The sequence below is a fragment of the Mesorhizobium sp. M0045 genome (assembly GCF_040323385.1).
In the GTDB taxonomy this organism is placed as follows: Bacteria; Pseudomonadota; Alphaproteobacteria; order Rhizobiales; family Rhizobiaceae; genus Mesorhizobium.
On record NZ_JAMYUY010000006.1, the window covers coordinates 52753 to 78825 of the forward strand.

At 61.7% G+C, this 26073-nt stretch carries 33 protein-coding genes and 1 tRNA gene; 24 read left to right on the top strand and 10 right to left on the bottom strand.

From position 1 onward, the window contains the following. Positions 1–3: 3 nt before the first annotated feature. The 12 genes from glyA to NKJ72_RS11650 all read left to right on the top strand — a co-directional run bounded on the left by glyA (position 4) and on the right by NKJ72_RS11650 (position 10730). Positions 4–1317, top strand: coding sequence for a serine hydroxymethyltransferase (gene glyA / locus NKJ72_RS11595; protein WP_254817549.1), 1314 nt, complete (start codon positions 4–6; stop codon positions 1315–1317). Between the two features lie 68 nt (positions 1318–1385). After that, the gene (locus NKJ72_RS11600; RefSeq protein WP_352477162.1) at positions 1386–1964 is read left to right on the top strand and encodes a hypothetical protein; all 579 of its coding nucleotides are present in this window, start codon (positions 1386–1388) and stop codon (positions 1962–1964) included. A gap of 153 nt (positions 1965–2117) precedes the next feature. Continuing rightward, a complete protein-coding gene (gene nrdR / locus NKJ72_RS11605) occupies positions 2118–2627 on the top strand; it encodes a transcriptional regulator NrdR (protein ID WP_023674492.1) in 510 nt (169 codons plus the stop codon). Positions 2628–2629: 2 nt separating this feature from the next. After that, positions 2630–3760, top strand: a complete 1131-nt coding sequence (gene ribD, locus NKJ72_RS11610) for a bifunctional diaminohydroxyphosphoribosylaminopyrimidine deaminase/5-amino-6-(5-phosphoribosylamino)uracil reductase RibD (RefSeq protein ID WP_352477164.1) — start codon at positions 2630–2632, stop codon at positions 3758–3760. A 30-nt stretch (positions 3761–3790) separates the two neighbouring features. After that, on the top strand, positions 3791–4408 hold the full coding sequence (locus NKJ72_RS11615; RefSeq protein WP_254817552.1) for a riboflavin synthase: 618 nt from the start codon (positions 3791–3793) through the stop codon (positions 4406–4408). Positions 4409–4538: 130 nt separating this feature from the next. Next, positions 4539–5033, top strand: coding sequence for a 6,7-dimethyl-8-ribityllumazine synthase (gene ribH, locus NKJ72_RS11620; protein WP_352477165.1), 495 nt, complete (start codon positions 4539–4541; stop codon positions 5031–5033). Further along, positions 5030–5530, top strand: a complete 501-nt coding sequence (gene nusB / locus NKJ72_RS11625) for a transcription antitermination factor NusB (protein ID WP_352456584.1) — start codon at positions 5030–5032, stop codon at positions 5528–5530. Before ribH ends, nusB begins: the two co-directional genes overlap by 4 nt. Beyond that, on the top strand, positions 5527–6744 hold the full coding sequence (locus NKJ72_RS11630; RefSeq protein WP_352477166.1) for an MFS transporter: 1218 nt from the start codon (positions 5527–5529) through the stop codon (positions 6742–6744). Before nusB ends, NKJ72_RS11630 begins: the two co-directional genes overlap by 4 nt. A 159-nt stretch (positions 6745–6903) precedes the next feature. Further along, positions 6904–7815 (top strand): glycine betaine ABC transporter substrate-binding protein OsmF, encoded by a 912-nt coding sequence (osmF, locus tag NKJ72_RS11635; RefSeq protein ID WP_352477167.1) that lies wholly within the window; start codon positions 6904–6906, stop codon positions 7813–7815. A gap of 43 nt (positions 7816–7858) precedes the next feature. After that, on the top strand, positions 7859–9034 hold the full coding sequence (locus NKJ72_RS11640) for an ABC transporter permease (protein ID WP_254817557.1): 1176 nt from the start codon (positions 7859–7861) through the stop codon (positions 9032–9034). Further along, positions 9031–9969, top strand: coding sequence for an ABC transporter ATP-binding protein (locus NKJ72_RS11645; protein WP_352477168.1), 939 nt, complete (start codon positions 9031–9033; stop codon positions 9967–9969). Before NKJ72_RS11640 ends, NKJ72_RS11645 begins: the two co-directional genes overlap by 4 nt. Then, positions 9966–10730 carry an ABC transporter permease gene (locus NKJ72_RS11650; protein ID WP_352477169.1) on the top strand — a complete coding sequence of 255 codons (765 nt, stop codon included), beginning with the start codon at positions 9966–9968 and terminating at the stop codon, positions 10728–10730. Before NKJ72_RS11645 ends, NKJ72_RS11650 begins: the two co-directional genes overlap by 4 nt. Positions 10731–10756: 26 nt before the next feature. Here NKJ72_RS11650 and NKJ72_RS11655 read toward each other — a convergent pair whose 3' ends face one another. After that, a complete protein-coding gene (locus NKJ72_RS11655) occupies positions 10757–10990 on the bottom strand; it encodes a hypothetical protein (RefSeq protein ID WP_254817560.1) in 234 nt (77 codons plus the stop codon). Between the two features lie 79 nt (positions 10991–11069). Between NKJ72_RS11655 and NKJ72_RS11660 the strand changes: the two genes are divergently transcribed. Both NKJ72_RS11660 and NKJ72_RS11665 read left to right on the top strand, forming a co-directional pair. Next, positions 11070–11570 (top strand): DUF2165 family protein, encoded by a 501-nt coding sequence (locus tag NKJ72_RS11660; protein WP_352477170.1) that lies wholly within the window; start codon positions 11070–11072, stop codon positions 11568–11570. A 252-nt stretch (positions 11571–11822) separates the two neighbouring features. Further along, a complete protein-coding gene (locus tag NKJ72_RS11665; RefSeq protein WP_352477171.1) occupies positions 11823–13964 on the top strand; it encodes a sodium-translocating pyrophosphatase in 2142 nt (713 codons plus the stop codon). 128 nt (positions 13965–14092) lie between these two features. Here the strand turns inward: NKJ72_RS11665 and NKJ72_RS11670 are convergent, their stop codons facing one another. Continuing rightward, complete coding sequence (locus NKJ72_RS11670; protein WP_352477172.1) at positions 14093–14626, bottom strand: outer membrane protein assembly factor BamE; 534 nt, start codon at positions 14624–14626, stop codon at positions 14093–14095. 114 nt (positions 14627–14740) lie between these two features. Between NKJ72_RS11670 and NKJ72_RS11675 the strand changes: the two genes are divergently transcribed. From NKJ72_RS11675 to NKJ72_RS11705, 7 genes are all read left to right on the top strand, one after another. Continuing rightward, positions 14741–15280: a ubiquinol-cytochrome C chaperone family protein gene (locus tag NKJ72_RS11675; RefSeq protein WP_352477173.1), complete on the top strand. Its 540-nt coding sequence runs from the start codon at positions 14741–14743 to the stop codon at positions 15278–15280. A 41-nt stretch (positions 15281–15321) separates the two neighbouring features. Next, positions 15322–15870: a YceD family protein gene (locus tag NKJ72_RS11680; protein WP_352477174.1), complete on the top strand. Its 549-nt coding sequence runs from the start codon at positions 15322–15324 to the stop codon at positions 15868–15870. 123 nt (positions 15871–15993) lie between these two features. Continuing rightward, entirely contained in the window at positions 15994–17064 is a 1071-nt protein-coding gene (gene plsX / locus NKJ72_RS11685) for a phosphate acyltransferase PlsX (RefSeq protein WP_352477175.1), read from the top strand. A 9-nt stretch (positions 17065–17073) separates the two neighbouring features. Next, positions 17074–18045 carry a beta-ketoacyl-ACP synthase III gene (locus NKJ72_RS11690; protein WP_352477176.1) on the top strand — a complete coding sequence of 324 codons (972 nt, stop codon included), beginning with the start codon at positions 17074–17076 and terminating at the stop codon, positions 18043–18045. Between the two features lie 104 nt (positions 18046–18149). Continuing rightward, positions 18150–18473: an integration host factor subunit alpha gene (locus NKJ72_RS11695; RefSeq protein WP_023717292.1), complete on the top strand. Its 324-nt coding sequence runs from the start codon at positions 18150–18152 to the stop codon at positions 18471–18473. 242 nt (positions 18474–18715) lie between these two features. Beyond that, complete coding sequence (locus tag NKJ72_RS11700) at positions 18716–19258, top strand: MerR family transcriptional regulator (protein WP_023674511.1); 543 nt, start codon at positions 18716–18718, stop codon at positions 19256–19258. A 71-nt stretch (positions 19259–19329) separates the two neighbouring features. After that, positions 19330–19671 (top strand): hypothetical protein, encoded by a 342-nt coding sequence (locus NKJ72_RS11705; protein WP_352477177.1) that lies wholly within the window; start codon positions 19330–19332, stop codon positions 19669–19671. A 128-nt stretch (positions 19672–19799) separates the two neighbouring features. On the opposite strand, the gene NKJ72_RS11710 is transcribed toward NKJ72_RS11705, so the two are convergent. Continuing rightward, positions 19800–19994, bottom strand: a complete 195-nt coding sequence (locus tag NKJ72_RS11710; RefSeq protein WP_352477178.1) for a hypothetical protein — start codon at positions 19992–19994, stop codon at positions 19800–19802. A 317-nt stretch (positions 19995–20311) separates the two neighbouring features. On the opposite strand from NKJ72_RS11710, the gene NKJ72_RS11715 reads away from it, so the two are divergent. Next, on the top strand, positions 20312–20590 hold the full coding sequence (locus NKJ72_RS11715; RefSeq protein ID WP_254817571.1) for a helix-turn-helix domain-containing protein: 279 nt from the start codon (positions 20312–20314) through the stop codon (positions 20588–20590). A 119-nt stretch (positions 20591–20709) separates the two neighbouring features. Beyond that, complete coding sequence (locus NKJ72_RS11720) at positions 20710–21168, top strand: YbaK/EbsC family protein (protein WP_352477179.1); 459 nt, start codon at positions 20710–20712, stop codon at positions 21166–21168. A gap of 38 nt (positions 21169–21206) precedes the next feature. On the opposite strand, the gene NKJ72_RS11725 is transcribed toward NKJ72_RS11720, so the two are convergent. Continuing rightward, positions 21207–21398: a hypothetical protein gene (locus NKJ72_RS11725; RefSeq protein WP_352477180.1), complete on the bottom strand. Its 192-nt coding sequence runs from the start codon at positions 21396–21398 to the stop codon at positions 21207–21209. Positions 21399–21519: 121 nt separating this feature from the next. Beyond that, on the bottom strand, positions 21520–21753 hold the full coding sequence (locus NKJ72_RS11730) for a hypothetical protein (RefSeq protein ID WP_352477181.1): 234 nt from the start codon (positions 21751–21753) through the stop codon (positions 21520–21522). 785 nt (positions 21754–22538) lie between these two features. Between NKJ72_RS11730 and NKJ72_RS11735 the strand changes: the two genes are divergently transcribed. After that, complete coding sequence (locus tag NKJ72_RS11735) at positions 22539–23036, top strand: hypothetical protein (RefSeq protein ID WP_352477182.1); 498 nt, start codon at positions 22539–22541, stop codon at positions 23034–23036. A 386-nt stretch (positions 23037–23422) separates the two neighbouring features. On the opposite strand, the gene NKJ72_RS11740 is transcribed toward NKJ72_RS11735, so the two are convergent. From NKJ72_RS11740 to NKJ72_RS11760, 5 genes are all read right to left on the bottom strand, one after another. Further along, positions 23423–23499 (bottom strand) — tRNA-Pro (locus NKJ72_RS11740). Between the two features lie 156 nt (positions 23500–23655). After that, positions 23656–24030: a hypothetical protein gene (locus NKJ72_RS11745; protein ID WP_352477183.1), complete on the bottom strand. Its 375-nt coding sequence runs from the start codon at positions 24028–24030 to the stop codon at positions 23656–23658. A gap of 253 nt (positions 24031–24283) precedes the next feature. Further along, entirely contained in the window at positions 24284–24445 is a 162-nt protein-coding gene (locus NKJ72_RS11750) for a hypothetical protein (RefSeq protein WP_352477184.1), read from the bottom strand. Between the two features lie 101 nt (positions 24446–24546). Then, entirely contained in the window at positions 24547–25425 is an 879-nt protein-coding gene (locus NKJ72_RS11755; protein WP_352477185.1) for an ATP-dependent DNA ligase, read from the bottom strand. Positions 25426–25625: 200 nt separating this feature from the next. Continuing rightward, positions 25626–25943 carry a hypothetical protein gene (locus tag NKJ72_RS11760; RefSeq protein WP_352477186.1) on the bottom strand — a complete coding sequence of 106 codons (318 nt, stop codon included), beginning with the start codon at positions 25941–25943 and terminating at the stop codon, positions 25626–25628. Positions 25944–26073 lie beyond the last annotated feature (130 nt).

Here is a 26073-nt window from a genome sequence, read left to right on the forward strand (position 1 = left end):
CCCATGGCAACAGCAGCGGCAGTGTCGAACAAATTCGAATCCTTCTTCGAAACCACGCTTGCCGATGCCGACCCCGAGATTTTCGGCGCCATCCGCAACGAACTCGGCCGCCAGCGCCACGAGATCGAGCTGATTGCCTCGGAAAATATCGTCTCGCGTGCCGTGCTCGAGGCACAGGGGTCGATCATGACCAACAAATATGCCGAGGGCTATCCGGGCAAGCGCTACTATGGCGGCTGCCAGTTTGTCGATGTCGCCGAGGAACTGGCCATCGAACGTGCGAAAAAGCTGTTCGGCTGCAACTTCGCCAACGTCCAGCCGAATTCCGGCAGCCAGATGAACCAGGCGGTGTTCCTGGCGCTGCTGCAGCCTGGCGACACCTTCATGGGTCTCGACCTCAATTCCGGCGGGCACCTGACGCATGGCTCGCCGGTCAATATGAGCGGCAAATGGTTCAAGGTCGTCTCCTATGGCGTGCGCCGGGACGATCATCTGCTCGACATGGACGCGATCGAGAAGACTGCCCATGAGACCAGGCCGAAATTGATCCTGGCCGGCGGCACAGCCTATTCACGTGTCTGGGACTGGAAGCGTTTTCGCGAGATCGCCGATTCGATCGGCGCCTATCTGATGGTCGATATGGCTCATATCGCCGGACTGGTCGCCGGTGGCATGCATCCGTCGCCGCTGCCGCATGCCCATGTGGTCACCACCACGACGCACAAGTCGCTGCGCGGCCCGCGCGGCGGCATGATCCTGTGCAATGACGAGGACATTGCCAAGAAGATGAATTCGGCCGTCTTCCCCGGCCTGCAGGGCGGACCGCTGATGCATGTCATCGCCGCCAAGGCGGTGGCCCTCGGTGAGGCGCTGAAGCCGAGCTTCAAGGTCTATGCGGAGAGCGTCGTTGCCAATGCCAAGGCACTGGCCTCCAGCCTGCAGGAAACCGGTCTCGACATCGTCTCCGGCGGCACTGACAACCATCTGATGTTGGTCGACCTGCGCCCCAAGAACGCCACCGGGAAGCGCGCCGAGGCTGCCCTTGGCCGCGCCAACATCACCTGCAACAAGAACGGCATCCCCTTCGACCCGGAAAAGCCTTTCGTCACCTCGGGCGTTCGGCTTGGCACGCCGGCTGGCACCACGCGCGGCTTCGGCCAGGCTGAGTTCCGCGAGATTGGCAAGCTGATCGCCGAGGTGCTGGATGGACTGAAAGTCGCCAATTCCGACGATGGCAATGCGGCCGTCGAGGCAGTTGTGAAGACCAAGGTGGCGGCATTGACGGATCGTTTTCCGCTTTACCCGTACCTTGGTTGACCACGCCGAGTGTCCTCCATGTGTGCGACAATCCCGGTGCGACAGCAAGGCACTTGCGAAGAAGCTCAATGATGCAAACTTTCCGTTTCGCCGGCTTTGGGGCCTTGCTGGCATCGGCCATTTTGCAGCTGTCGGGCCTCGCTTTGGCGCAGACCGAGCCGACGCCGGCAGCGCCAAGGACAGAGACCTTCGGCAGGTGGTCCACCACGATGGACGAGGTCAACACCGGTGAGGATGTGCGCAAGACCTGCGCCGCCTCGACAGTCTTTTTCGACGCTAACGGGACCAGCGGCACCCTTACGCTGGCCATCTCGAATGGCGACGTACTGCCACCCGGAGGCTATCCGAGCCTCATCATCGCCGTGAGAAACAGTGACTTGCCCAAAGGTGACAACGTCCCGGCCGTGTTTCGCGACGTTAACGACAAGATCAAGGCTGGTTTTCATCTTATCGCCGACGGACAGTGGATGATGGACAACAAACCCGAGACCACGCTTGCCATACTGCGTGCCATGCGCCGTACGAGCGCCCTTGATGTCAGCTTCGCCGACAAGCCGGTCGCGACCATATCGATGGACGGCTTCACCAAGGCCTATCGCTATCTCGGCACGTCCTGCGGCTTCCCGACCGGCGACGTCGCTCCCTGATTGGCGTATTGCCGTTCAACTGATTGCCACTCTCGCAATTTTCCTCGTGCCTCGCTATCTCTGAGGCGCGATCGGTCATCGGCCATACTTTGCCATCGTGGCAAAAACCTCTAAGCCTTTCGCTCCACGAGAATCGCGAACCGAAGGCCCTCCATGCGCTGTCCCTATTGTCAGTCCGAAGATACGCAGGTGAAGGATTCACGCCCCGCCGAAGACGGCGCGGCGATCCGCAGGCGGCGCGTCTGCCCGGATTGCGGCGGCCGTTTTACCACGTTCGAGCGCGTCCAATTGCGCGATCTCGTCGTCGTGAAGAAGTCTGGACGCAAGGTGCCGTTCGACCGCGACAAGCTGCTGCGCTCGGTCGAGATCGCGGTACGCAAGCGCAATGTCGATCCCGAGCGCATCGACCGGGCGGTGACCGGCATCGTGCGCCAGCTCGAAAGCTCGGGCGAGACCGAAGTGGCTTCTGGCGAAGTCGGCCGGCTGGTCATGGAGGCGCTTAAGTCGCTCGATGATGTCGCCTATGTGCGCTTTGCCTCCGTCTACCGCAATTTCCGCGAGGCCAAGGATTTCCACGACGTATTGGGCGAACTCAAAGGCGACGAGCTCAAAACCGACGAGCCCAGGGGCGAAGAACTGAAGAGCGAAGAGGACGCCAGCTAAGCATGGCAGGGTCCGAACGCAGCACGGCTGAGCAAGAGCTCCTCGATCGCCGCTATATGGCGGCAGCCCTCAGGCTGTCGCGCAAGAATGCCGGCCGGACCTCGACCAATCCTTCCGTCGGCACGCTGATCGTGCGTGATGACGGCAACGGGCCGATGATCGTCGGCAGCGGCGTCACCGCCGTCGGCGGCCGGCCGCATGCCGAGACCGAGGCTTTGGCAGAGGCCGGCGAACTGGCGCGCGGCGCCACCGCCTATGTAACGCTGGAGCCCTGCGCCCATCACGGCCGCACGCCGCCTTGCGCCAATGCGCTGGTCAGTGCCGGCGTGGCGCGTGTGGTCGGCGCTGCCAGCGATCCGGACCCGCGTGTTTCCGGCAAGGGCTATGCAATCTTGCGTACCGCTGGGGTCGAGGTGGTGGAAAAAGTGCTGGCGGACGATGCCTCGGAGCAGATGGCCGGCTATTTGATTCGATCTCTGAAAAAACGCCCGGAAGTGATCCTGAAGCTTGCGCTTTCAAGCGACAGCAAGATCGGCATGAGAGGCGAGGGACAGGTCTCCATCACCGGCGATATCGCCCGGCGCGAAGTCTATCTGATGCGCGCCGAAGCCGATGGCATATTGATCGGCATCGGCACGGCACTGGAGGACGATCCGGCGCTGACGGTTAGGCTTCCGGGACTGGAGAGCCGTTCGCCGGCGCGCATCGTGCTCGACCGTCAGATCAGGCTAGCCGAGACTTCGAAACTGGTCGCCGGCGTCGACCGTGTGCCGCTCTATATCGCTGCCTGCGCCGAGGCCGATCCGCATCGGCGCGCCGCGCTCGAACGCGTCGGCGTTCGCTTCATCGGCACTGAGACGTATGAAGGCGATATTGCGCTGCCGGAACTGCTCGAGGATCTGGCGGCGCTCGGCATGGCCAGCCTCTTGGTCGAGGGCGGCGCCAGGGTGGCCAAGGCGTTCCTCGATGAAAAACTGGTTGATCGTATCGTGCTGTTCCAGGGGCCGGACGCGATCGGCGAGGGCGGCATTGTACCGCCAATCGATGCCAACAATATCCCGCCGGGATTTCGCAAATTGCGCAGCATGCGTTTCGGCGAAGACACATATGCCGAATGGATAAGAGACATCTAGGACCGAACTGATGTTCATGGGGCCAAACTAATGTTCACTGGAATCGTCACCGATGTCGGCACCGTCGCTGCCGTGAAGCCGCTCAGGGAAGGCGTCGGTTTGCGTATCGACACCGCCTACGATCCGCGGACCATTGCCATCGGCGCTTCGATTTCCTGTGGCGGCGTCTGTCTGACGGTAACGGGACTGCCGGAAGACGGCGCCAACGCACGGTGGTTCGAGGTCGAGGCCTGGGAAGAAGCACTCAGACTGACGACAGCTATGGCCTGGAAATCCGGCACGAGGATCAATCTGGAGCGGGCGCTGAAGATCGGCGACGAACTCGGTGGCCACATTGTATCAGGCCATGTCGATGGCATGGCCGAGATCGTGGCCCGCAAGGAGGAGGGTGACGCCGTGCGCTTTACCCTGGAAGCACCGCGCGGGCTTGCCAAATTCATCGCCCCCAAGGGTTCCGTCGCACTCGACGGCACTTCGCTCACCGTCAACAAGGTCGAAGGCACCCGCTTCGACGTGCTGTTGATCCATCATTCGCTGACCGTCACCACCTGGGGCGAACGCCAGGTCGGCGACTGGGTCAATCTCGAGATCGACACCATGGCCCGCTACGCCGCGCGGCTGATGGAGGCGGCGAAGGAGGGGCTTTGAGGCGGTCGTCCATAAAGCCCATTCCCTGATGCGACCGCCACCGGGTTGGCCTTGAAAGTTCCTTCGGCAATCTTCCGCTTGCGATCAAACCGGCTTCGGCCTAAGTCACCGGCGATCCCCGGAGACATCTATGGCAGGCACATCCCAACACGGCAAAGCGTTCATCCGTCCGAAGAAGAAGGCACACCTTCTTGTCATCGAGGCGCGCTTTCACGACGATCTTGCCGACGCGCTGCTCGAAGGCGCGACCAGCGCGCTCGACGAAGCGGGCGCGACATACGATGTCGTCACCGTTCCTGGCTCGCTCGAAATCCCCGCCGTGATTTCCTTCGCGCTCGACGGTGCCTCCGAAGGCGGGACGAACTATGACGGTTTCGTCGCCCTCGGCACAGTCATCCGCGGCGACACCTATCATTTCGAGATCGTCGCCAATGAATCCAGCCGTGCCCTGATGGACCTGTCCGTGCAGGATTCGGTCTGTATCGGCAACGGCATCCTGACCACCGAAAACGACGAACAGGCGTGGACACGGGCCAGGCGTTCGGAAGGCGACAAGGGCGGCTTTGCGGCGCGCGCGGCGCTGACCATGATCGCTCTAAAGGAACAGCTGGGAGAGCGAACGTGAGCGAACCCGCGTCGCCCGGCCAGCCTGCGGTTCGCCATGCCAACAAGCGCGGTGCAGCCCGTCTGGCCGCTGTACAGGCGCTCTACCAGATGGATGTCGCCGGCAGCGGCGTGTTTGAGATCACCGCCGAATACGAGGCGTTCAGGCTCGGCAAGGAAGTCGACGGCGCGCTCTATCGCGAAGCCGATGCGCAATGGTTTCGCGCCATTCTTGCAGGCGTCGTCGAGCACCAGAAGACCATCGATCCGATCATCCGACAGGCACTGACCGAGGACTGGCCTCTGTCGAGGCTCGATTCCACATTGCGCGCCATATTGCGCGCCGGCGTCTACGAGCTCATGCAGCGCGAGGACGTGCCGGTGGCGGTCATCGTCTCCGAATATGTCGACATCGCCAAGGCATTTTACGAGGAAGACGAGCCGAAACTGGTCAATGCCGTGCTTGATCGCGTGTCGCGCCGGGTGCGTGGCGAGGGCCGCGGCAAGGACGCCTCATGACTGCCGTCGTCGCCGTTGAGGCGGGCAAGGAAGCGCGTCGCACCGCCTTCATCCTCGCAGCCTCGCAGGCGATCATCGGCTCGGCCGCCCCCATCGCCATTTCCATGGGCGGATTGGCCGGGCAGTATCTGCTCGACGCTGACAAGTCGCTGGCAACCGCGCCGATCACCGGCTTCAATGTCGGCGTGGCACTCGGTTCCCTGCCGGCCGCGGCGATCATCCGCCGGCTCGGCCAGCGCGACGGCTTCATGACTGGAACGGCGGTGACAGCGCTTGGCGGCCTGATCGCCACGCTGGCGCTGTTTCATCCCAGCTTCTGGCTGTTCGCTTTCGGCTTGGCCGTGATCGGGATCGGGGGCGCCTTCGTCCAGCAATTCCGCTTTGCCGCCGCCGACAATGCCCCGCCTGAATTCAAGGCGCGTGCCATCTCCTTCGTGCTGGCCGGCGGCATCGTCACCGCCATACTCGGGCCGCAGATCGTCATCTTCACCGGCGATCTGTTCTCGCCGGTGAAGTTTGCCGGCTCGTTTGCGTCCATCCTGGTCCTGGCGGCGGTCGGCGCCGCCATTCTCTCTTTGTTGCGTATCCCAGCCAAGGCAACCAAGAAGGTGGAAATTTCCGACAGCGACGCCAGGCCGCTCTCAGAAATCGTCACCAGGCCACGCTTCGTCGCGGCGTTGTTTTGCGCCATCGGCAGCTACGCACTGATGAGCTTCGTGATGACCGGCGCGCCGCTGGCCATGGTCGGCTGCGGCCTTTCGACCGACGACGCCACGCTCGGCATTTCCTGGCACGTCATGGCGATGTTCGCGCCGAGCTTCTTCACGGGGTCGCTGATCCATCGTTTTGGCGCGGAACGGATCGTGGCTATCGGCCTGGTACTGCTCATTGGCTGCGGCATAGTCGCGCTGTCGGGGTTGGCACTGTGGCAGTTCTGGACGACGCTGATCCTGCTCGGCCTTGGCTGGAACTTCAGCTTCATCGGTGCCACCGCCATGGTGGCCGACAGCTACCAGTCATCCGAAAAAGGCAAGGTCCAGGGGTTCCACGATTTCGTCCTGTTCGGCTCCGTCGCCTTCGCCTCGCTGATGTCGGGCGCAGTCTACAATGCCTGGGGCTGGGAGATGCTGAACTGGATGATTTTCCCGGTCGTCGCGCTGTGCTTCGTGGCACTGGGCGTGTTGAAGATGACGGGCTTGCGGGCGGCCAACTGACGTCACGCTGTCGGGACGTCGCGGCAGCGGATTCACTCACATCCGAACAAAATTATTGCGCCCATCCCCTCTCTTGTGAAACCGTGTACCCCGACGGGGCATCGAAGCCATGCTCATATGCGGCAGCCGTATTCCGGTTCACAGCAAGGGATTTGTGAGATGTTTTCAATCAAGGTTCTGGCCGGCGCTGTACTAGCGCTCGGAATCACGTTTGCCTCGGCGAGTGCCCAGGTGGTGGTGTCGTCGAAGATCGACACCGAGGGCGGCGTGCTCGGCAATATCATCCAACTGGTGCTGAACGCCAATAATATCCAGACCACCGACCGGATCCAGCTCGGCGGCACGCCCGTGGTCCGCAAGGCGATTACAGCCGGCGAGATCGACATCTATCCGGAATACACCGGCAACGCCGCCTTCTTCTTCGAGAAGGCCGACGATCCGGTGTGGAAAGACGCCGCCAAGGCCTACGAGACTGCCAAGAAGCTCGACTACGACGCCAACAAGATCGTCTGGCTGTCACCGTCACCGGCCAACAACACCTGGGCGATCGCCCTGCGCAAGGAGGTCGCCGATACCAATAAGCTCGTCACCCTTTCCGACTTCGGCAAATATGTCTCGGGCGGCGGCAAGGTGGTGCTGGCGGCCTCCGCCGAGTTCGTCAATTCGGCGGCCGCGCTGCCCGCTTTCCAGAAGACCTATGGCTTCACGCTGAAGCCGGACCAGTTGATCACGCTGTCGGGCGGCGATACGGCGGCGACCATTGCCGCTGCGGCCAACCAGACCAACGGCGCCAACGCCGCCATGGTCTACGGCACCGACGGCGGCATCGCGCCCTCCGGCCTCGTCGTGCTTGAAGACGACAAGGGTGTGCAGCCGGTCTACCAGCCAGCGCCGATCATCCGGGAGGCGGTGCTGAAGGAGCATCCCGAAATCGAGACGCTGCTGAAGCCGGTCTTCGCCAAGCTCGATCTCGTTACGCTGCAGGAGTTGAATGGCCGCGTGCAGGTTGGCGGCGAGCCAGTCAAGGGCGTCGCTGAGGACTTTTTGAAAAAGAACGGCTTCCTGAAGTAAGGCGATTTCCGGCGCTCCGCTTCAAGGTGCGCCGGATCGGCCGATGGGGGAGGGCGTGCGCATCCGGTTCGACAAGCTTGGCGTGGTCATCGCGGCGATATCGGCCTATGCGGCTTTCGCGGCGCCATTCGCCACCTTCCGCGCCAATCGCATCGTACCCGGCGAGGCGCGCTCGATCCTCGAATCTTTGCCCGCGGCGGTCGGTCCGCTATTGATGGCGATTGTTGTCGCAGCGGCGCTCATTGCGCTGCTGAAAACGCCGCTTGCTCTGCGCCTCGCCGCCAGTGTGGTTGCACTTGCGGCGCTGGCGCTGCTGATTGGCGTTGCCGGCAGCTTCCTGACGCCCGCCGGCAACACCTTCGCCCGTATCTCGCCGGCTTCGGGATTCTGGCTGCTTATCTTCGCCTTCACCCTTCTGCTCGCCGACGTGCTTACAAGGCTGAACCTGTCGCCGCAGGCACGGGTCGGCGTGCTTGTTGTCGCCGCAGCGGCAATCGGCCTGCTGCTCGTCTCGGGAAGCTGGAACAGCCTGTCGATCCTCAAGGAATATTTCAATCGCTCCGATAGTTTTTGGGCGGAAGGCTCCAAGCACGTGACGTTGGCGCTGGGTTCGCTGGCGGCTGCGGTGATTATCGGCCTGCCGCTCGGCATCCTCTGCCATCGCGTCGAGAAATTGCGGGCCGGCGTGCTCAACGTGCTGAACATCATCCAGACCATTCCTTCGATCGCGCTGTTCGGCCTCTTGATCGCGCCGCTCGGCTGGGTCGCTTCGCATGTGCCGGGTGCTGCCGCGCTCGGCATTCGCGGCATCGGCACAGCGCCGGCTTTCGTCGCCCTGTTCCTCTATTCGCTGCTGCCGGTGGTGGCTAATACCGTGGTCGGCCTTGCCGGTGTGCCGCGTGCCGCCAACGACGCAGCGCGCGGCATGGGCATGACCGACCGCCAGCGGCTGTTCGGTGTCGAGTTTCCGCTCGCCTTCCCGGTGATCCTCACCGGCATCCGCATCGTGCTGGTGCAGAATATCGGCCTCGCCACGATTGCCGCGTTGATCGGCGGCGGCGGCTTTGGCGTGTTCGTGTTCCAGGGCGTCGGTCAGACGGCGATGGACCTGGTGCTGCTCGGCGCCGTGCCGACGGTGGCGCTGGCCTTCGCCGCCGCGATCATCCTCGATGCAGTGATCGAAATGAGCGCCAGCAAGCGCAGGGTTGAAACGGCATGATCGAGATCGAAGGCATCACCAAGCGCTACGGCGAGACGACAGTCGTCAACGACGTGTCGATGGTAATCGAGCCGCGCAGCATCGCCGTCATCGTCGGCACCTCCGGCTCCGGCAAGACGACGCTGCTTCGCATGATCAACCGGCTGGTCGAGCCGACATCGGGCGTGATCAAGCTCGACGGCGTCGACAACCGCTCGGTGCCGGATTATGAGCTGCGCCGCAGCATAGGCTATGCCATCCAGGGCCACGGCCTGTTTCCGCATCGCACGGTGGCGCAGAACATCGCCACTGTGCCGGTATTGCTCGGCTGGGACGCCAACCGCATCAAGGCCCGCGTCGACGAGCTGATGACGCTATACCAGCTCGACCCGCAAGACTACGGGCCACGCTATCCGCACGAGCTTTCCGGCGGCCAGCAGCAGCGCGTCGGCGTCGCTCGGGCGCTTGCCGCGGAACCCAACGTGCTGTTGATGGATGAGCCGTTCGGGGCGCTCGATCCGATTATCCGCAACAAGGCGCAGGAGGATCTGCTGGCAATCCAGAAGCGCTTCGGCACCACCATCATCCTGGTCACCCATGACATGGAAGAGGCCGTTCACATGGGCGACAAGATCGCCGTGATGGACGGCGGCAAAGTGGTGCAATATGCCGAGCCGGCCGAAATACTGGCGAGACCGGCCAGCGCGTTTGTCGAAACCCTGGTAGGTGCCAGCGAAAAACCGTTCCGGCTGTTGTCGCTTGGCCGGGTCCGCGACGCGGTGGAAAACGGCACCGCCGAAGGCGAGGCGATCCCCGGTGACGCCAGCCAGCGCGACGCGCTCGCCGAACTCCTGTGGTCGGGCCGCCCTGCGCTGCCGGTGACAGATACCGACGGCAAGCCGCTTGGCCGCGTCACGGTGGACGGGCTGGTTAAGCGCGCGGCGAGACCGGCATGAAAGAGGCTGGCTTAAAGGCTTGGCTTCCATCACTGCTCAGGCTTGCCCTGGTGGTGCTGCTTATCGCCTTCGTCACCAATCCCGGCTGGTTCGAACCGCTGCTGAAGCCGCTGACAGAGAACAATGCGCCGGTAATCTACAATCAGGGCAGCCTGTTGACGCTGACGCTGCTGCATCTGCGGACCGTGCTGATCGCGACGGTTGCCGCGACGATCGTTGCGGTCGCGCTCGCCATTCTGGTCACCAGGCCAGCCGGCGCCGAATTCCTGCCGCTGTCGCGCAGCCTGGTCAATATAGGCCAGACCTTTCCACCGGTAGCGGTGCTGGCGCTTGCCGTGCCAGCGGTCGGCTTCGGCGAAAAGCCGACGCTGATTGCGCTGTTTCTCTATGGCCTGCTGCCGATCTTCGAGAACGCGCTGACCGGCCTGACGACGCTGCCGGCCAACGTCGTCGAGGCGGCGCGTGGCGCCGGCATGACTGGCTGGCAAAGGCTGGTCAAGGTCGAGCTGCCGCTCAGCGCGCCGATCATTCTCGGCGGTATCCGGCTGTCGGTGGTGATCAGCCTTGCCACCGCGACCATCGGCTCGACAGTTGCGGCGAGGACATTGGGCGAGGTGATCATCGCCGGCCTGCTGTCGAACAACCTCGCCTTCATCCTGCAGGGCGGCCTGATCGTCGCCGCCCTTGCCGTACTGATCTATGACGGGCTGTCGGCGATCGAGCGCTACACAGCGCGGCGCATGGGACGCGAGGCGGAGTAAGCCTCTCCGAGCGAGCTTCGTTCCTTTCAGCGGCCGATCGAACGCGCCGGATGATCAAGCGTCAGTTCGAGCGCCATACCCGTCCCGCTGGCGATCCAGCGGCGGCGGATGACGGCGAAATCGTGCTGTGTCCCGGCTCCAACCACAGAGACCAAGTCGCCCACAGCGCAATCGCTATCGAGATCGAGGGCTTCGACAGTCTCGGCAATGTCTTGCTTGCCGGCATAATGTCTCGCAATGGCTGTGAGCACGATGATCACTGGGCCACCCGTTGCGCGATCTTCGGGACTCGGCGATTGATGAGTGCGATGCCCCGATCTTTCAGCAGGAGTTCTTGCCATGACCGCGCGTTTCTCCAAGATCGTCATGTGTTTGTGTCTGGCGGCTTTCGCCTTCCTCGTCGCCTTTGGCAACATCACCGATTACGGCTCAAACTTCGCCTTTGTCCAGCATGTGCTGAGCATGGACACGACCTTTCCCGGCAACGCACTGATGTACCGCTCGATCACCAACCCGGCCTTGTGGACGGCAGGCTACTGGCTGATCATCCTTGGCGAGGCGCTGACCTGCCTGCTCTACCTGATCGCCGCCTGGCAACTCTGGCAGGCGCGCAACGCCAGCGGACAGGCTTTCAACGATGCCAAGAAGTTCGCCATCATTGCCGCCACAATGGGCTTCCTCGTTTGGTATTTCGGCTTCATGGTCGTTGGCGGCGAGTGGTTTGCCATGTGGCAGTCTTCGACATGGAATGGTCAGGAGGCGGCGTTCAAATTCTACATGACCATGCTGGTGGTGCTGGTCTTCGTCGTCCAGCCGGACGGCGACCCGCGCAAAGCTTGACGGCCGTTCGCCGATTTCAGTCGATCTAACCGGATGGCGGTGTCGACAGGCGTACTGCCGTCCAGCCTTTTGGACGAAACCCGGGATCTTTTGGGCGAAAGCCGGACAAGAACCGAACAATATCTTGACGTTCAGAGCCCTGTTTCGCATAAGCCGCTGCGAAGGGACGGATTCCGGTTGCGGAAATTCGTCCCCTGTCTCAACGGCCCGGGGAGGGGTTCTTTTGGGCCACCAATCGAGGAAAATTCGGCAATGACCATAATTTCAGCTGTCATCGCCTGCGGTCTGCTTTCAGTCCTTTACGCCATCTGGGCGACACGTTCGGTTCTCGCGGCCGATCAGGGCAATGCACGCATGCAGGAAATTTCCGCGGCCATCCGCGAAGGCGCGCAGGCTTATCTGGCGCGCCAGTACACCACCATCGCCATCGTCGGTGTCGTGGTCCTGCTTCTCGCCTGGTGGCTGCTTTCGATTACCGCCGCCATCGGCTTCTTGATCGGCGCCGTTCTGTCGGGTGCCGCTGGCTTCATCGGCATGCACGTCTCGGTGCGGGCCAATGTGCGCACCGCGCAGGCGGCTTCCAACAGCCTCGCTGCCGGCCTCGAGATCGCCTTCAAGTCGGGCGCCATTACTGGCATGCTGGTTGCTGGCCTGGCCCTTCTCGGCGTCTCCATCTACTACCTGATCCTGACCCAGTTCATGGGTCTGCAGCCAAACGATCGCGTCGTCATCGACTCGCTTGTTTCGCTCGGCTTCGGCGCCTCGCTGATCTCGATCTTCGCCCGTCTCGGCGGCGGCATCTTCACCAAGGGAGCCGACGTTGGCGGGGATCTCGTCGGCAAGGTTGAAGCCGGCATTCCCGAAGACGATCCACGCAATCCGGCCACCATTGCCGACAATGTCGGCGACAATGTCGGCGATTGCGCCGGCATGGCGGCCGACCTGTTCGAGACCTATGCAGTGACTGTGGTCGCCACGATGGTCCTGGCCGCCATCTTCTTCGGTGGCACCGCCGTTCTCGGCGCGGCCATGCTCTATCCGCTGGCCATCTGCGGCGCCTGCATCCTCACCTCAATCGTCGGCACCTTCTTCGTCAAGCTTGGTTCCAGCGGCTCGATCATGGGCGCGCTCTACAAGGGCCTGATCGTCACCGGGCTGCTGTCGATTGTCGGCCTTGCCGTAGCCACTTCGGCATGTATCGGCTGGGGGGAGATCGGCACCGTCGCCGGCATGGCTATTACCGGCACGAACCTGTTCATCTGCGGTCTTGTCGGCCTTGCGGTGACCGGCCTCATCGTGGTGATCACCGAATATTATACCGGCACCAACAAGCGTCCGGTGAACTCCATCGCCCAGGCCTCGGTCACCGGTCACGGCACCAACGTCATCCAGGGCCTCGCGGTCTCGCTGGAAGCGACGGCGTTGCCGGCGATCGTCATCGTCGGCGGCATCATCTCGACATACCAGCTTGCCGGCCTCTACGGCACGGCGATCGCGGTGACGACGATGCTCGGCCTCGCCGGCATGATCGTCGCGCTCGATGCCTTCGGCCCGGTTACGGACAATGCCGGTGGCATTGCCGAAATGGCCGGCCTGCCCAAGGAAGTGCGCCAGTCAACCGACGCGCTTGACGCTGTCGGCAACACGACCAAGGCGGTAACCAAGGGCTACGCCATCGGCTCGGCCGGCCTCGGCGCGCTGGTGCTGTTCGCGGCCTATTCTAACGACCTGAAGTTCTTTGCCGCCAATGGCGACAAATACCCGTACTTCCAGGGCATGGGCGACGTCTCCTTCGACCTCTCCAATCCTTACGTCGTCGCCGGCCTGATCTTCGGCGGCCTGATCCCGTATCTGTTCGGCGGCATCGCCATGACCGCCGTCGGCCGCGCCGCGGGTGCTATCGTCCAGGAGGTGCGCAAGCAGTTCCGCGAGGATCCGGGCATCATGGCCGGCACCTCGAAGCCGAACTATGCGCGCGCCGTCGACCTTCTGACCAAGGCAGCGATCCGGGAGATGATCGTTCCGTCATTGTTGCCGGTCCTGGCGCCGCTGGTCGTCTATTTCGGCGTCCTCCTGATCTCCGGTTCGAAGGCATCCGCCTTTGCCGCCCTCGGCGCCTCGCTGCTCGGCGTCATCGTCAACGGCCTTTTCGTCGCCATCTCGATGACCTCCGGCGGCGGTGCCTGGGACAACGCCAAGAAGTCGTTCGAAGATGGTTTCGTCGACAAGGACGGCGTCAAGCATATGAAGGGCTCCGAAGCGCACAAAGCTTCGGTGACCGGCGATACGGTCGGCGACCCCTACAAGGATACTGCCGGCCCGGCGGTCAACCCGGCGATCAAGATCACCAACATCGTCGCGCTGCTGTTGCTGGCCGTTCTCGCGCACGGCTAAGCTCGGTCGCTACGACCTTAAGACAAAAACCCGCGGGATCGCTCCCGCGGGTTTTCCATTGCCTGAGATGTGCCGCTTCCGGGGAGGGAAGTAAAAGGAAAGAAGGAGCCGACCTCCGCCGGAATGGATCAGGTGCCGCCGAGCGTGCTGCCGCCGCCGCCGCCGGGAATACCGGGCGCCAGCTTGCTGGCGCCATTTATGATCTGGCTGAGGAAGTTCTGGTCCTTGCCGCCGGTCGGCGTGGTGCGCGAGATGAAGTCGAACACTTTGCCGTCCTTCAACCCGTAATTGGCTATCTGCGTGACGCGCCCGTCATCGCCGAAATAGACTGCCAGTACATGCTGGTCGACCAGCCGCGGCTTGTCGAAGGCGACGTAGCGCTTGCGCGTCTGCGAAATGTAATAAAAGGCCTCGTTGTCGAAGGTCGCTTTCGTCGAGGGAGTGCCGAGCGCCAGCAGCACCTGTTCGCGGCTTGAGCCGACCGGCACCAGGTCGATCGCCTGCTGGTCGATGACGTAGCCTTGCGTCAGCGTCTCGCTCGGATTGAGATCGCCGATCATCTTGGATGAATTGCAGGCGGAAAGCGCCGCAGCGATCACCAGTAGCGAAACCGCACCGGCGGGCCTGGGCAGGAAAGTCGACTTGAATTTCAGCGCGCGCAACTACAACTCCATAAGCTGGCCGCAACTTGCGCTGGGCCGCAAAACCGGTAAACCAGCTTGCTTGCCGATGCAACAAGGCCACTTCAACAAACGGTCCCGGGAGACCACCCTCAAATGTTCCAGCGCCTCTTTGGCCGCGAACGACATGCCAACCGCGCCATCACCGAGGCGCTTTACGCACAAATCGTGGCGGCGGCGCGGCAAACGGTGTTTTATTCCGCCTGGAACGTGCCGGACACGCCGCTCGGCCGCTTCGAGATGCTGTCGTTGCACATGTTCCTGTTCCAGCACCGGTTGCGCGGCGAGGGTGGTGCGGCGGCAGAGGTTGCGCAGGTGCTGATCGACGAGTTCTTCATGGATGTCGAACATTCGTTGCGGGAATTGGGCATTGGCGACGTCGGCGTGCCGAAGCGCATGCGGAAACTGGCGAAGATGTTCTACGGCCGCACCGCCGCCTATGACGATGCACTGCAACGAAATGACCATGATGCACTTACCGGCGCCCTTGCCCGCAATGTCAGGCCCGATGCCGGCGCCTGGCCGCAAGCGTCGCAACTGGCACTCTATGCCGCCGATGCATCCAGGCAACTCACGGAACAGCCGACCGAATCGATCGTTTCCGGCACGGTGGTATTTCCCGTGGCCAACGCTTGAGCGGCGGCAGGCCGAATGAAGATGGCGAAGTGGAGGCGAACATGAAACGTCCTGATATCCACAGCCCAGTGTCATTCCGGGCAAATGTCGCTCGGCTGCCGCAAAAGGGGCTGCCGGTGGTGATCGATGCCGACGCCGGGCAGCGCGCCCTGCTGGCCGCCGAGCACGAACTGCTTTCGGTAGAAAACTATCGCGCCGAACTCCTGGTCGAGCCCTGGAAGCGCAACGGGGTGAAAGTCAGCGGCCATGTCGAGGCCGATGTAACGCAGGCCTGCATCGTCACCCTCGACCCGGTCAAGGCGCATATCGACGAGCCGGTCGAAGCGCTGTTCCTGCCGGAGCAATCCAAGCTCGGCCGGCAAGGTTTCGACGGCGGCGGTGAGATCCTACTCGACGCCGAAGGGCCGGACAGCCCGGAGACCTTTTCCGGCGACGCCATCGACGTCGGAGCGCTTGCCGAACAGTTCTTTGGCTTGGCGATCGATCCCTATCCGCGCAAGCCCGGTGTGTCGCTGGAGGCCGCCGGCGATGCCGAGCCTGTGGAGAATGAGTTCCAGCAAAAGCTCAGATCACTGTTGGGAAAATCCTGATAGCTGATCCAATTTGAGAAAAGTTGGTTGTGCGGCAGCCCAAAACCGTTATTTTCGCCGAACCTTCGCGAGCCCCGTACCTTGGCAAGCCCGCTGGCCAAGCAACCGTGAGATGAACACCGCGTGATCAGGATTTCCATCGATGCCATGGGCGGCGATCACGGGCCAAGCGTGGTCATCCCGGCGCTCATGACTGTCGCCACCCGCCGTCCGGACATACGCTTCGTCATTTATGGGCGCGAAGAAGTGGTACGGCCCGAACTCGCCAAATTCCCCAAGCTGGCGGACGTGAGCGAGTTCATCCACTGCGAGATCGCAGTCCGGATGGACGACAAGCCGAGCCAGGCGCTGCGCCATGGTCGCTGGAAATCATCGATGTGGAAGGCCGTCGAGGCGGTCAAGGCAGGCACTGCCGACGCCTGCATCTCAGCCGGCAATACCGGCGCGCTGATGGCAATGTCCAGGTTCTGCCTTCGCACCATGGCGACCATCGATCGCCCGGCAATCGCGGCGCTCTGGCCGACATTGCGCGGCGAAAGCGTGGTGCTGGACGTCGGCGCCACTATCGGCGCAGATGCGCATCAACTGGTTGATTTTGCCATTCTGGGCACCGGCATGGCGCGCTCGGTTTTCGGCATTGAACGGCCTAGCGTCGGCCTGCTCAATGTCGGCGTCGAGGAGATCAAGGGTCAGGAGGAGGTCAAGGAGGCGGGCCGCATGCTTCGCGAGGCCAACATGGCCTCGATGAACTACCATGGCTTTGTCGAGGGTGACGATATCGGCAAGGGCAGTGTCGACGTCGTCGTTACCGAAGGATTTGCCGGCAACATCGCGCTGAAGACGGCGGAAGGCACGGTCAGGCAGATCGCCGGGTATCTGCGCGCGGCGATGAACCGCACGCTGATGGCCAGGATCGGCTATATCTTCGCGAAGACCGCCTTCAATCGCCTGCGCGAGAAGATGGATGTCGGCCGCTCCAATGGCGGCGTCTTCCTCGGGTTGAACGGCATCGTGGTGAAAAGCCATGGCGGGGCTGATTCGGATGGCTTTGCGGCGGCGATCGAGCTTGGCTACGACATGGTACGCAACAATCTGCTTGACCGCATCGAAGCCGATCTCGACCTGTTCCATGCCCGCAATCCGAATGCCCAGACAATCCGGAAATCCGACGTCGTCATCGACGCAAAGGAATAGGAAAGAGCATTGATCAGATCAGTCGTGCGCGGCACGGGCGCCGCGCTGCCCCGCCGCATTATGAAGAATGCCGATTTCGAAGGCATGGTCGAGACGTCGGACGAGTGGATCGTCCAGCGCACCGGTATTCGCCAGCGCCACATCGCGGCCGATGACGAGACGACGGCCTCGCTGGGCGAGGCGGCGGCGCGCGCAGCCCTCGACAGCGCCGGCCTGATGGCGGACGACATCGACCTGATCGTGCTGGCGACCTCGACGCCCAACAACACCTTTCCCGCGACCGCGGTCGAGATCCAGAACCGCCTCGGCATGCACCACGGTTTTGCCTTCGACCTGCAGGCGGTTTGCTCCGGCTTCGTCTATGCAGTGACGACCGCCGACCTCTATATCCGCGGCGGCTTGGCCAGACGGGTGCTGGTGATCGGCTCGGAAACATTTTCGCGCATTCTCGACTGGAACGACCGCTCGACCTGCGTTTTGTTCGGCGACGGCGCCGGCGCGATGGTGCTGGAAGCAGGCACGGGAGCAGGCGGCATCGCCGACCGAGGCGTTCTGGCGGCCAGCCTGCGCTCCGACGGCATCCACAAGGACAAGCTTTTTGTCGACGGTGGGCCGTCGACCACCGGGACGGTCGGGCACCTCAGGATGGAAGGCCGCGAAGTGTTCAAGCATGCGGTCGGCATGATCACCGACGTTATCGAGGCGACGTTCGCACAGGCCGGCATCAGCGCCGCCGATCTCGACTGGTTCGTGCCGCATCAAGCCAATAAACGAATTATTGACGCTTCGGCCAAAAAGCTCGGGATAGAGGAGCGGAAGGTGGTCGTGACCGTCGATCTGCACGGTAATACCTCCGCTGCTTCGGTGCCGCTGGCACTGTCCGCGGCCGTCGCCGACGGTCGCATCAAAAAGGGTGACCTGGTACTGCTTGAGGCGATGGGCGGCGGCTTCACCTGGGGCGCCGTCCTGCTCCGCTGGTAAGTGCCGAACTATCGGGTTCGGGTCCTTGACCTTGACGGATCAATTACTTAGGTTCTGCCGTTGCTTGTATCGATTTATGTTTTTGAGCTGATGGGACGGTTCGTATGGGGGGAAAGACACTTACGCGCGCCGACCTCGCCGAAGCCGTTTACCGCAAGGTTGGGCTGTCGCGTACTGAATCGGCCGAGCTTGTCGAGGCGGTGCTGAATGAGATCTGCGAGGCGATCGTTCGCGGCGAGACGGTGAAGCTGTCGTCCTTCGCGACCTTCCACGTGCGCTCCAAAAACGAGCGCATCGGGCGCAATCCCAAGACCGGTGAGGAAGTACCGATCCTGCCGCGCCGGGTGATGACCTTCAAGTCGTCGAATGTGCTGAAGAACCGTATCCTGCGCTCCCATCAAAACAGCAAAGCCAAGGGCAGCAAGTAGACGCCCGATCCACTTTGCCGAGAATCATGCTCCAGGCTTCGGTTGAAAAACGAGCCCTGCTTTTGCGCCGGGCTTGAATATTGTTTCATAAACCGCTGAAATAAGATGCGATTCGGTAGGCCGGATCGTATTTGGGTGTGATCCGCTCCGGCGGGACGGAAAGCTGCTCTCTTTGTCAAGCGTGACGTCGCCCGAACCCGGTTCCCGCCTTCGCGATCATGCTCTAGCGTGAGGATTCGCCCATGGACAAGAGCCCTGATGCTTTCCGCACCATCAGCGAGGTCGCGGAGGATCTGGATTTGCCGCAGCACGTGCTGCGCTTCTGGGAGACGCGTTTCAACCAGATCAAGCCGATGAAGCGCGGCGGCGGCCGCCGCTACTACCGCCCGCAGGACGTCGAACTGATCAAGGGTATCCGCCATATGCTCTACGATCAGGGCTATACGATCAAGGGGGTGCAGAAGCTGTTGCGCGAGAACGGCAACCAGTTTCTGATCGCCGTCGGCAGTGGCGACATGGCGGCGGTCGAGGCGATCTCGCAGCGCCGACAGGCCGACACGGTACCGCTGACGCAAGCGGCGCAGCCGCGCGGCCCGGACGACGAAATGCTGGTCGGCCAGCCGAGGGTGAAACCCAGCCGTCGTTTTTTCGGCATAGGCAAGACCGACGAGGAAGGTCCGGTTCCGCCGGACACGTCAAAACTTTCCCGTGACAATCGCGCATTGCTACAGGAGGCGCTGTTCGACCTCCTGGAATGCAAGCGCCTGCTCGATCAGGTTCGCTAGAGCCCGCCGGGCTGACCGGAACGGTCTTCAGGGTCATGCGTTAGGCTTCCTTCTGCAGAAGGAAGCACGTCATGGCATCGCTTTCGAGCATCTCCGACACCGATCTGAACAAGCAGGTCGCGGCCCTGACCAGGGAACTGGCCACCTTGAAGAAAGCCGTGTTAAAGCGGGGCGGCGCTTTTTACGAAGACGGGCGCGATACCGCGTCGGATTATTATTCGGATATCACTGAGCGCCTCGGCGACGCCTTGCCGGCAATCAGAAGGCAAGGCCGGGCGATCGAGAAGACCGCCCGAGATCATCCGGCGACGGCGGCCGCTGTTGGGCTGGTTCTGGTCGGGCTCGTCGCCAGTCTGTTCCTCGGCGGCCGGCAGCAACAAGCACCGCGGGCGCGTTCAAGATCGGCACGTTGAGATAAGCAAATGGCGGCGGTCAGCGGACCGCCGCCATTTTTTCGCCGACACGGCAAACCCGGTAATGGAGCCGCCCTTGATCCCAGGACCAGAACGGCTGCTTGCGGGTTGTTCGCCCAAGGGTGTTTTCAGTACTTCTTCGCCACAACCTTCTTGTGATGGTGGCGATAGTGGTGGTGGACGCGGTGATGGTAGTGATGGCGGTGATGCTTCTTGACGGTGGCGTGCATCGTCGTTGCATTCGCGCTGCTTGCGCCGATGATCGGCATCGAGAGGGCAAGTGCGATTGCAAGTCCAAGGGCGGAGAGAAGAGGCTTGTTCATGACATCGTTTCCTTTTTGCGCAGGCGGAATTTAAGCGTCACCGATTCAGGTCGGTGACCCGATCGGTGCGGTTGGGACTATCGCCTTGGAGTTTTTCGGCAGTTTTTCCGGCCTGTAGAATTTTGTTTCCGAACTGTGTCTGCCGACGATCCGGCCGGATGTCGGCGCACCGGCATCCGCCATTGATTCCGGCGTCGGTTCACGATGCCGTGACGCTATCTTTGATGCTTGGCAAATCACCGGCGAGCGGGCATTCTCCGGATCGTCTCAGGCAACAACATGATTTGATCTAACTCTTTCATCCCACGGAGTTGCCAATGCCCCAAATAGCAAAACGCGAACCTTACTCCGACCTGGCGGCGAGCGCGGTTACGCCTGAACGCAGTGCCGTCCGCACTGCCCGGGAAGCCCGTGGATACAGCATCGAAGAGCTGTCCCTGGCGTGCGGGCTGGCAGCCTATGAGATTGCCGACATCGAAAGCGGCAAGGATGCCGATCCTTCGAAACGTCGGCGTATTGCCTCCGCGCTTCAACTTCCGGAAAGCGCTCTGTTTGACGAAGCCGTGTTGCCTGCCAAAAGGCGATCCGTGTCGTAGCGACGTGTCATGCTTTTATTCCACGAGCTCGCCATGGGTCGCCCTGGCGGGCCTCGTTTTTTCACCCACGTAGTGGACTTGCCGGCCGCCACGGCGACGCCAGACGGAAATTGCCGGAGATGAGCCTCGAATCCGTTCGCGCCTTTTTCGCCGCACACGCGCCCGACATCGACGTTATCGTCACGGAAGCCAGCTCGGCGACAGTGCCTCTGGCCGCCGAAGCGCATGGCGTAGCGCCGGCGCAGATCGCCAAGACGATCTGCTTGCGCGTCGGCGACCAGACGATGCTGATCGTGGCCAGCGGGATCTCCAGGCTGGACAATCGCAAATTCAAGGACCGGTTGGGTGGCAAGGCGCGAATGCTGGATGCCGAACAGGTGCTTGCCGCGACCGGTCATCCCGTCGGCGGGGTGTGCCCGTTCGGCCTACCGGCGCCGCTCCCGGTCTACTGCGACATCTCGCTGCGCGCCTTTGACGAGGTCGTCCCGGCGGCAGGCGCGACGAATGCCGCCGTACGGCTCAGCCCGCAACGCCTGGCCGAACTCGTCGACGCCGAGTGGGTGGATGTGTGCCAGTAGCCGTTTATCCGGGTCGTGGGATCCGCTGAGCGTTACCGCTACTCGGTCTTCTGTGGCTCTTCTTTCTTGATCGTCTGAGCGTCCGTGACAGTCGACATATCGGCCTTCTCGACGCTCGCTGTCGTCTGCGTGTCGACCGATGCCTGGACCTTTGAATGCGCGGGGCAATCCGCAGAGGCAACTGATATGGACATGGTCAGTGCCGCGGCTATTGCGAGGAATGTCTTCATGATCATTCTCCTCGTTCGTTCGATGGGCAAAGTTAGCCCGTCTGGCACCAACGGCCAAATCACATTTGTTCACACGCTGGCCCAGTAATTCAAATGGCTGCGCGGATAGCCGCTTGCCGTATCAAAGCCCACTGGCTCCGGCCGGAGGATTTTTGGCGTTAAAGATCTCGCCGCTCAGAGCCAGTCTCAGGTCTTCGGCGCTGAGCTGACCACTTTCGAACAAATCCATCACCCTGCGGCCGAGCACTTCTCTGCCTGGATCGCCGTCAGCGAGGCCTAGTTCACGGCATCGGGCATCAAGTGCCTTGGTCAACATGGTCAGCTCGGCAGGACAGGCAACCCCTTGAAGCGACATTGCATCTCTCCCCTAAGGGCGAAAGCGCGTGGCATCTTCGTAGCGTCCGCTCGCCCTTACAACTGCGGACGACGGCAATTCAAATAAAGCCAACCTTTTTCGAACTCAACATTCAAACGTACCAAAACGCCGCGCGCTCCAATGCCAGGATCCTGCTACAATACGGCATGGCCGTCCGAATAGCGGTTATCCTCGCGCTTCTCTTCGCCTTCGCCTACGGTTTCGCAAAACTCGCGGAACATTATGGCAGAGTTGGCCACAGGCCCTCTCCGTGTGAAGAATTGCCCTATCCTGATTGTCCTGATCAAAAAGCTCTTCCCCGGGAAGAAACTGAGCTTTGAGCGCGCCTGTTCAGGCCAGGCCAGCCATCGGGATTGAATTAGTTCTTTCCAACCGACGGTTGGTGGACGCATTGCAGCTGATGGGCCTAGGGTTTACTACGATCCGCGCGCACCGGGCATGCCCAAACCCCCGAGTCACCCCTGCCTGATGCAAGGCGCCTGATCGAGTCCCGCCGTTCTGGCATGTGCGGCGGGACCTTTTCTTATTGAAGCTGGAATACGGCTCACGATAAAGGTTGGCGTACGCAGCAAACGTCGCCTAGCCACTGTCGCGCGGTTTCTCGGGAAAGATGATCGGTAGCTGATGACGGGTGAGCGCCGCGACCTGAGCACAGTAGCGAGAACCGTCCTTATCGTTGCTGAGCCCGTCCCGGCTGAATGCAGCGCCCTTCTATCGACTCGGACAACTACCTGTGCTTGTATTCTCTCGCCTTCGGGAGGGGCATGGAAATGGGCAGGGGGAGAATGGTCGCGGCTTTGGCCGCTGCGCTGGCGATCGCCGGCTGTCAGACATCCGCAAACTCGCATTGGGAACAGATCGGCTACGGTCCGACCTACGAGTATGCAAATGCACAATGCTCGATCATGTCCTCATCAACCCAGCAAGGCATGGTTGCTTGGGGAACGCCCAGCTATGTGGCGGGCGCCCAACTCGGCAACGCCTTGGGTAATGCGATCCGCCAGGCGGAGTTCATGAAGAACTGCATGGTCATGCAGGGATGGAAGCAGGTTCCGAACGCTAAGGTGGCGGCGGCGAAGATCACGCCTGCAACTGCGGCCACCACCAACTACAATAGGCCAAGGTCAAATCCCGCAATGTCTGCAATCATGCTGGACTGGGGATCTGCAAACAACCGCTGCTTGGCTGGCGATACCACCTCGTGCAGTCGGCGAACAATACTGGAAAAGGAACTCGCCAAGATGGGCGTGTCGCCAACATAGGCAGCCTCAGAGGACGCTGCTTCTTGATGTCCAGCTATCCGAATACCGCTTCACAATTCGCGTCGTAATACCCGCCGCCGTCACGCTGGTCAGTTGCGCGAAGCCGCCGACGGAAGGATCTGCACGCTGAGCATCGACGAGGCACGATATCTCGGCCAATGGATCGGGGCTCCAGCTGCCGCTCGCATATCCACTTCAACCGGGAGAGTTCGCCCGGTAGATCATCGAAGGTGGCCGCCTTGTGCAGAGCATTAGCATCATCAGCCCCGGAACCACCTGTAGCGACCATGGCGTCGAGATGAGGTATTGGGATGACCTTCGGCACGGTCCCAAAGGCCAGACCGGCACGAAGTTGGACTTTGGGGGTAAGTCCTTGTTTTTATTGATGGTCGGAGTGGCCGGATTCGAACCGACGACCCCTTGACCCCCAGTCAAGTGCGCTACCGGGCTGCGCTACACTCCGGACCGCGCAAAGCCCTATATTCTCAGGGGTTGCCGCGCAAGAGGGAAAACGGCGCATTAGAACAGAACCCGATCAAGCCGGGTGAATATCGGGGGAACCAGACGAAAAGTCCCACGAAAAGTCCCACGAGCGTTCGCGAGTCGTTCTGTGGATAAGTCAGGCTGGGTCCGCGCGCGCCCGGCCAACCCTTTGGCGCCATTCTTGGCGCTCCCGCGGCCATTCCGAATGCTCGCGGGTCAACGTGTGACAGGTCAGGCCGATTCTTTTGTCGGGGCGGCCCGCCGCTCGGCATTTCGGACAGAAGAAATAAGACGCGATATCCTGGACCAAGCAGGAATGGTCAAAGCCGATGCGCTGGCCGAGCGCTACCAGATTCAGCCGGCTCGAATGATGGCAGCCGGTGTTGAGGCAGTGGATGTCGAATTCCTCGCCCATGGCCAAGGCCTTGCCGATCGTGTCGATCGACAGGGGGAAGGTGATCTCGGGCAGGCGGAGCATGGCGCCGATATAGGGCCGGTCCTTGACGATCACCAGGTACGCACCAACAGGCGCGTTTTTGCCGAGAAAAATCTCACCTGTGAATCGCGGGTATGAAAGTCGTTTTCTATATCTTCATGGTTTGTTCCCGCCCCGATAGGCATATGAAGGTGGTCATCTGAAATCTGCTAAAGGATTCGCACGTGACCCTGCTCCAAATTGCCTACGCAATGCTCGCCGTTTCTTACATCTTCGCCGTCGTGGCACTGTGGGCGAGACATTGAAGCGGATGCAATGGCCGCGATGTTTAGGCAGCTATGCCGCCTTCGCGGTTCTCCATCGCTTCAAAGATTACCTCGACCACGCTGCCGACCTCCTGGTAGATTTCCTCATCGCCGATGCCCTGCCTATGAGCGGCCTGCATCGCCTGGTCGGCAAGGTCGCTGATGGCGATTGGATCGTCTGTCATTGCATCCGGCAGGTGTTCTGCAATCCATTTGTCGAGGAAGTTGATCCCGCGTGTGCTCATATCGCCATAAGGCGGGACGAGGCGTTAGGTTCCTGGGAGCTTCAACTATCCTCGTCCCCAAAACCCAGCAGTGACGCATGGCGTATGTGGCTGTGGTCGCCGCGAAGATGCTTTACCCGCAGCTTCAGCCCCGGCTCCACCCACTCCGTATCCGGTCGCTTGCGCATCTCCTTCGGCGGCGGCCCTGCACGTTCCTTGACGCGCTTCCATAGCCGGTCCTTCATGTCGCGACCTAAGGTGATGAAGGCTGAACCGACATATTTCCCGGTGCCGGGCTCTGCCAGCAGTGCGAATGCTGCCTTGCCACGCTCGCGCTCGATGCCGAGTAGTTCGAATTCGTCGATGGTGAAGCTCTTCGTCTTCAGCCAATTCGATGTTGGGCCGCTCCGATACGGGCTGTCGGCGCGCTTCGAGACGATCCCTTCGAGCCCCGCCTGGTCGGCGAGGTAGAATATCGCCTTGGGGTCGCCTGGTATGGCCTCACTGAACTGGATCCTACTGTTCGGCTTGATGATGCCGAAAAGAAGCTCCCTGCGTGCCTTGCAGCCGATGTCGCGCAAATCGTGGCTGTCGAGGTGCATGATGTCGAAGGCGCCGAGGATCATGGCATAGGGATCGCTGTGGACAGCCTTCTGCAGGGCGTTGAAGTCAGGCAGGCCGGCATCATTAGTGACGACCGCCTCGCCCTCAAAGATCGCGTTCTTGACCTCGAGTTCCCTCGCAGCTTCGACGAGCCCGGTGTACTTGCTCGTCCAGTCGGCGCCGGATTTTGTGAAGACGCGGATGTCATCGGGGCTATTGATGACGATCTGGCTGCGGTAGCCGTCGAGCTTGATCTCGTGAATCCAGCCTTCACCCTCGGGTGGTTTGGAAACCAGTTTGGGCTTCATCGGGGGAATAAACGCCAGCCTTTCGGCCATACAAACTCCACGCAACCAACCCGATCAATAACTTTGATCGTTTCGGTTCCGTGAACGCGGAGCAACCTTTAAACGAAGGAGCCCGCGCCTTCCGGGAGAAGAGCGCGGGCCGATCGGTGCTACCCGATCTGGCAGCAATCGTTCAGGAGGGACTTGCTGCGTTCGTCGAACGGTCGGGACAGCCCGGTTGTTCCAATTGATTAGTTGAAGGCTGGCGGCAGCCCGAGCTTAAAACCCTTCAAGGCGGCAGCGATGCCCAGGGACTGGTCGGGATAGGGCAGCGTGCGCGGCTCGCCGCCTTCGTCACTGACACCGCAAATGGGCAGGACCGCATAATCGCCTTCGAAAGGGGAGCTCTCGCCATTGGCAAGGAAGTCATATTCCGGAAAGCAGCCCTTCAGGAACGCCTCGACCTGGCGCAAGGCCGCTGCGGAGCGAGAGCCGGTCGGCGCCAGGATGACGAAGCTGTCGACCTCGTCCCCGGCAGGCATGCCGGAAATGTCGATGGCGGAATGCATGAGAAACCCCCGATTGGATGTTCTCATTCCGTTCATGGTCGGCAGTGCAAGTCAACCCTGCCCAAAAACGCAAAAAGCCCGCCGCGCCTTTCGGCACGGCGGGCGATCATCATAGTGCTGGTGTCGGGGG

Excerpts from the sequence above, each read along its gene's own strand:
- NKJ72_RS11660 (WP_352477170.1), top strand. The coding sequence starts at position 11,070 with ATGACCGCGCGTTTCTCCAAGATCGTCATGTGTTTGTGTCTGGCGGCT.
- ribH (WP_352477165.1), top strand. The coding sequence starts at position 4,539 with ATGGCAGGCACATCCCAACACGGCAAAGCGTTCATCCGTCCGAAGAAG.
- NKJ72_RS11665 (WP_352477171.1), top strand. The coding sequence starts at position 11,823 with ATGACCATAATTTCAGCTGTCATCGCCTGCGGTCTGCTTTCAGTCCTT.
- NKJ72_RS11680 (WP_352477174.1), top strand. The coding sequence starts at position 15,322 with ATGAAACGTCCTGATATCCACAGCCCAGTGTCATTCCGGGCAAATGTC.
- NKJ72_RS11675 (WP_352477173.1), top strand. The coding sequence starts at position 14,741 with ATGTTCCAGCGCCTCTTTGGCCGCGAACGACATGCCAACCGCGCCATC.
- NKJ72_RS11650 (WP_352477169.1), top strand. The coding sequence starts at position 9,966 with ATGAAAGAGGCTGGCTTAAAGGCTTGGCTTCCATCACTGCTCAGGCTT.
- NKJ72_RS11700 (WP_023674511.1), top strand. The coding sequence starts at position 18,716 with ATGGACAAGAGCCCTGATGCTTTCCGCACCATCAGCGAGGTCGCGGAG.
- NKJ72_RS11705 (WP_352477177.1), top strand. The coding sequence starts at position 19,330 with ATGGCATCGCTTTCGAGCATCTCCGACACCGATCTGAACAAGCAGGTC.
- NKJ72_RS11720 (WP_352477179.1), top strand. The coding sequence starts at position 20,710 with ATGAGCCTCGAATCCGTTCGCGCCTTTTTCGCCGCACACGCGCCCGAC.
- ribD (WP_352477164.1), top strand. The coding sequence starts at position 2,630 with ATGGCAGGGTCCGAACGCAGCACGGCTGAGCAAGAGCTCCTCGATCGC.
- glyA (WP_254817549.1), top strand. The coding sequence starts at position 4 with ATGGCAACAGCAGCGGCAGTGTCGAACAAATTCGAATCCTTCTTCGAA.
- NKJ72_RS11645 (WP_352477168.1), top strand. The coding sequence starts at position 9,031 with ATGATCGAGATCGAAGGCATCACCAAGCGCTACGGCGAGACGACAGTC.
- NKJ72_RS11755 (WP_352477185.1), bottom strand. The coding sequence starts at position 25,425 with ATGGCCGAAAGGCTGGCGTTTATTCCCCCGATGAAGCCCAAACTGGTT.
- NKJ72_RS11735 (WP_352477182.1), top strand. The coding sequence starts at position 22,539 with ATGGAAATGGGCAGGGGGAGAATGGTCGCGGCTTTGGCCGCTGCGCTG.
- NKJ72_RS11710 (WP_352477178.1), bottom strand. The coding sequence starts at position 19,994 with ATGAACAAGCCTCTTCTCTCCGCCCTTGGACTTGCAATCGCACTTGCC.
- nrdR (WP_023674492.1), top strand. The coding sequence starts at position 2,118 with ATGCGCTGTCCCTATTGTCAGTCCGAAGATACGCAGGTGAAGGATTCA.
- NKJ72_RS11715 (WP_254817571.1), top strand. The coding sequence starts at position 20,312 with ATGCCCCAAATAGCAAAACGCGAACCTTACTCCGACCTGGCGGCGAGC.
- NKJ72_RS11640 (WP_254817557.1), top strand. The coding sequence starts at position 7,859 with ATGGGGGAGGGCGTGCGCATCCGGTTCGACAAGCTTGGCGTGGTCATC.
- osmF (WP_352477167.1), top strand. The coding sequence starts at position 6,904 with ATGTTTTCAATCAAGGTTCTGGCCGGCGCTGTACTAGCGCTCGGAATC.
- NKJ72_RS11750 (WP_352477184.1), bottom strand. The coding sequence starts at position 24,445 with ATGACAGACGATCCAATCGCCATCAGCGACCTTGCCGACCAGGCGATG.
- NKJ72_RS11600 (WP_352477162.1), top strand. The coding sequence starts at position 1,386 with ATGATGCAAACTTTCCGTTTCGCCGGCTTTGGGGCCTTGCTGGCATCG.
- NKJ72_RS11615 (WP_254817552.1), top strand. The coding sequence starts at position 3,791 with ATGTTCACTGGAATCGTCACCGATGTCGGCACCGTCGCTGCCGTGAAG.
- NKJ72_RS11725 (WP_352477180.1), bottom strand. The coding sequence starts at position 21,398 with ATGAAGACATTCCTCGCAATAGCCGCGGCACTGACCATGTCCATATCA.
- NKJ72_RS11760 (WP_352477186.1), bottom strand. The coding sequence starts at position 25,943 with ATGCATTCCGCCATCGACATTTCCGGCATGCCTGCCGGGGACGAGGTC.
- NKJ72_RS11695 (WP_023717292.1), top strand. The coding sequence starts at position 18,150 with ATGGGGGGAAAGACACTTACGCGCGCCGACCTCGCCGAAGCCGTTTAC.
- NKJ72_RS11730 (WP_352477181.1), bottom strand. The coding sequence starts at position 21,753 with ATGTCGCTTCAAGGGGTTGCCTGTCCTGCCGAGCTGACCATGTTGACC.
- NKJ72_RS11630 (WP_352477166.1), top strand. The coding sequence starts at position 5,527 with ATGACTGCCGTCGTCGCCGTTGAGGCGGGCAAGGAAGCGCGTCGCACC.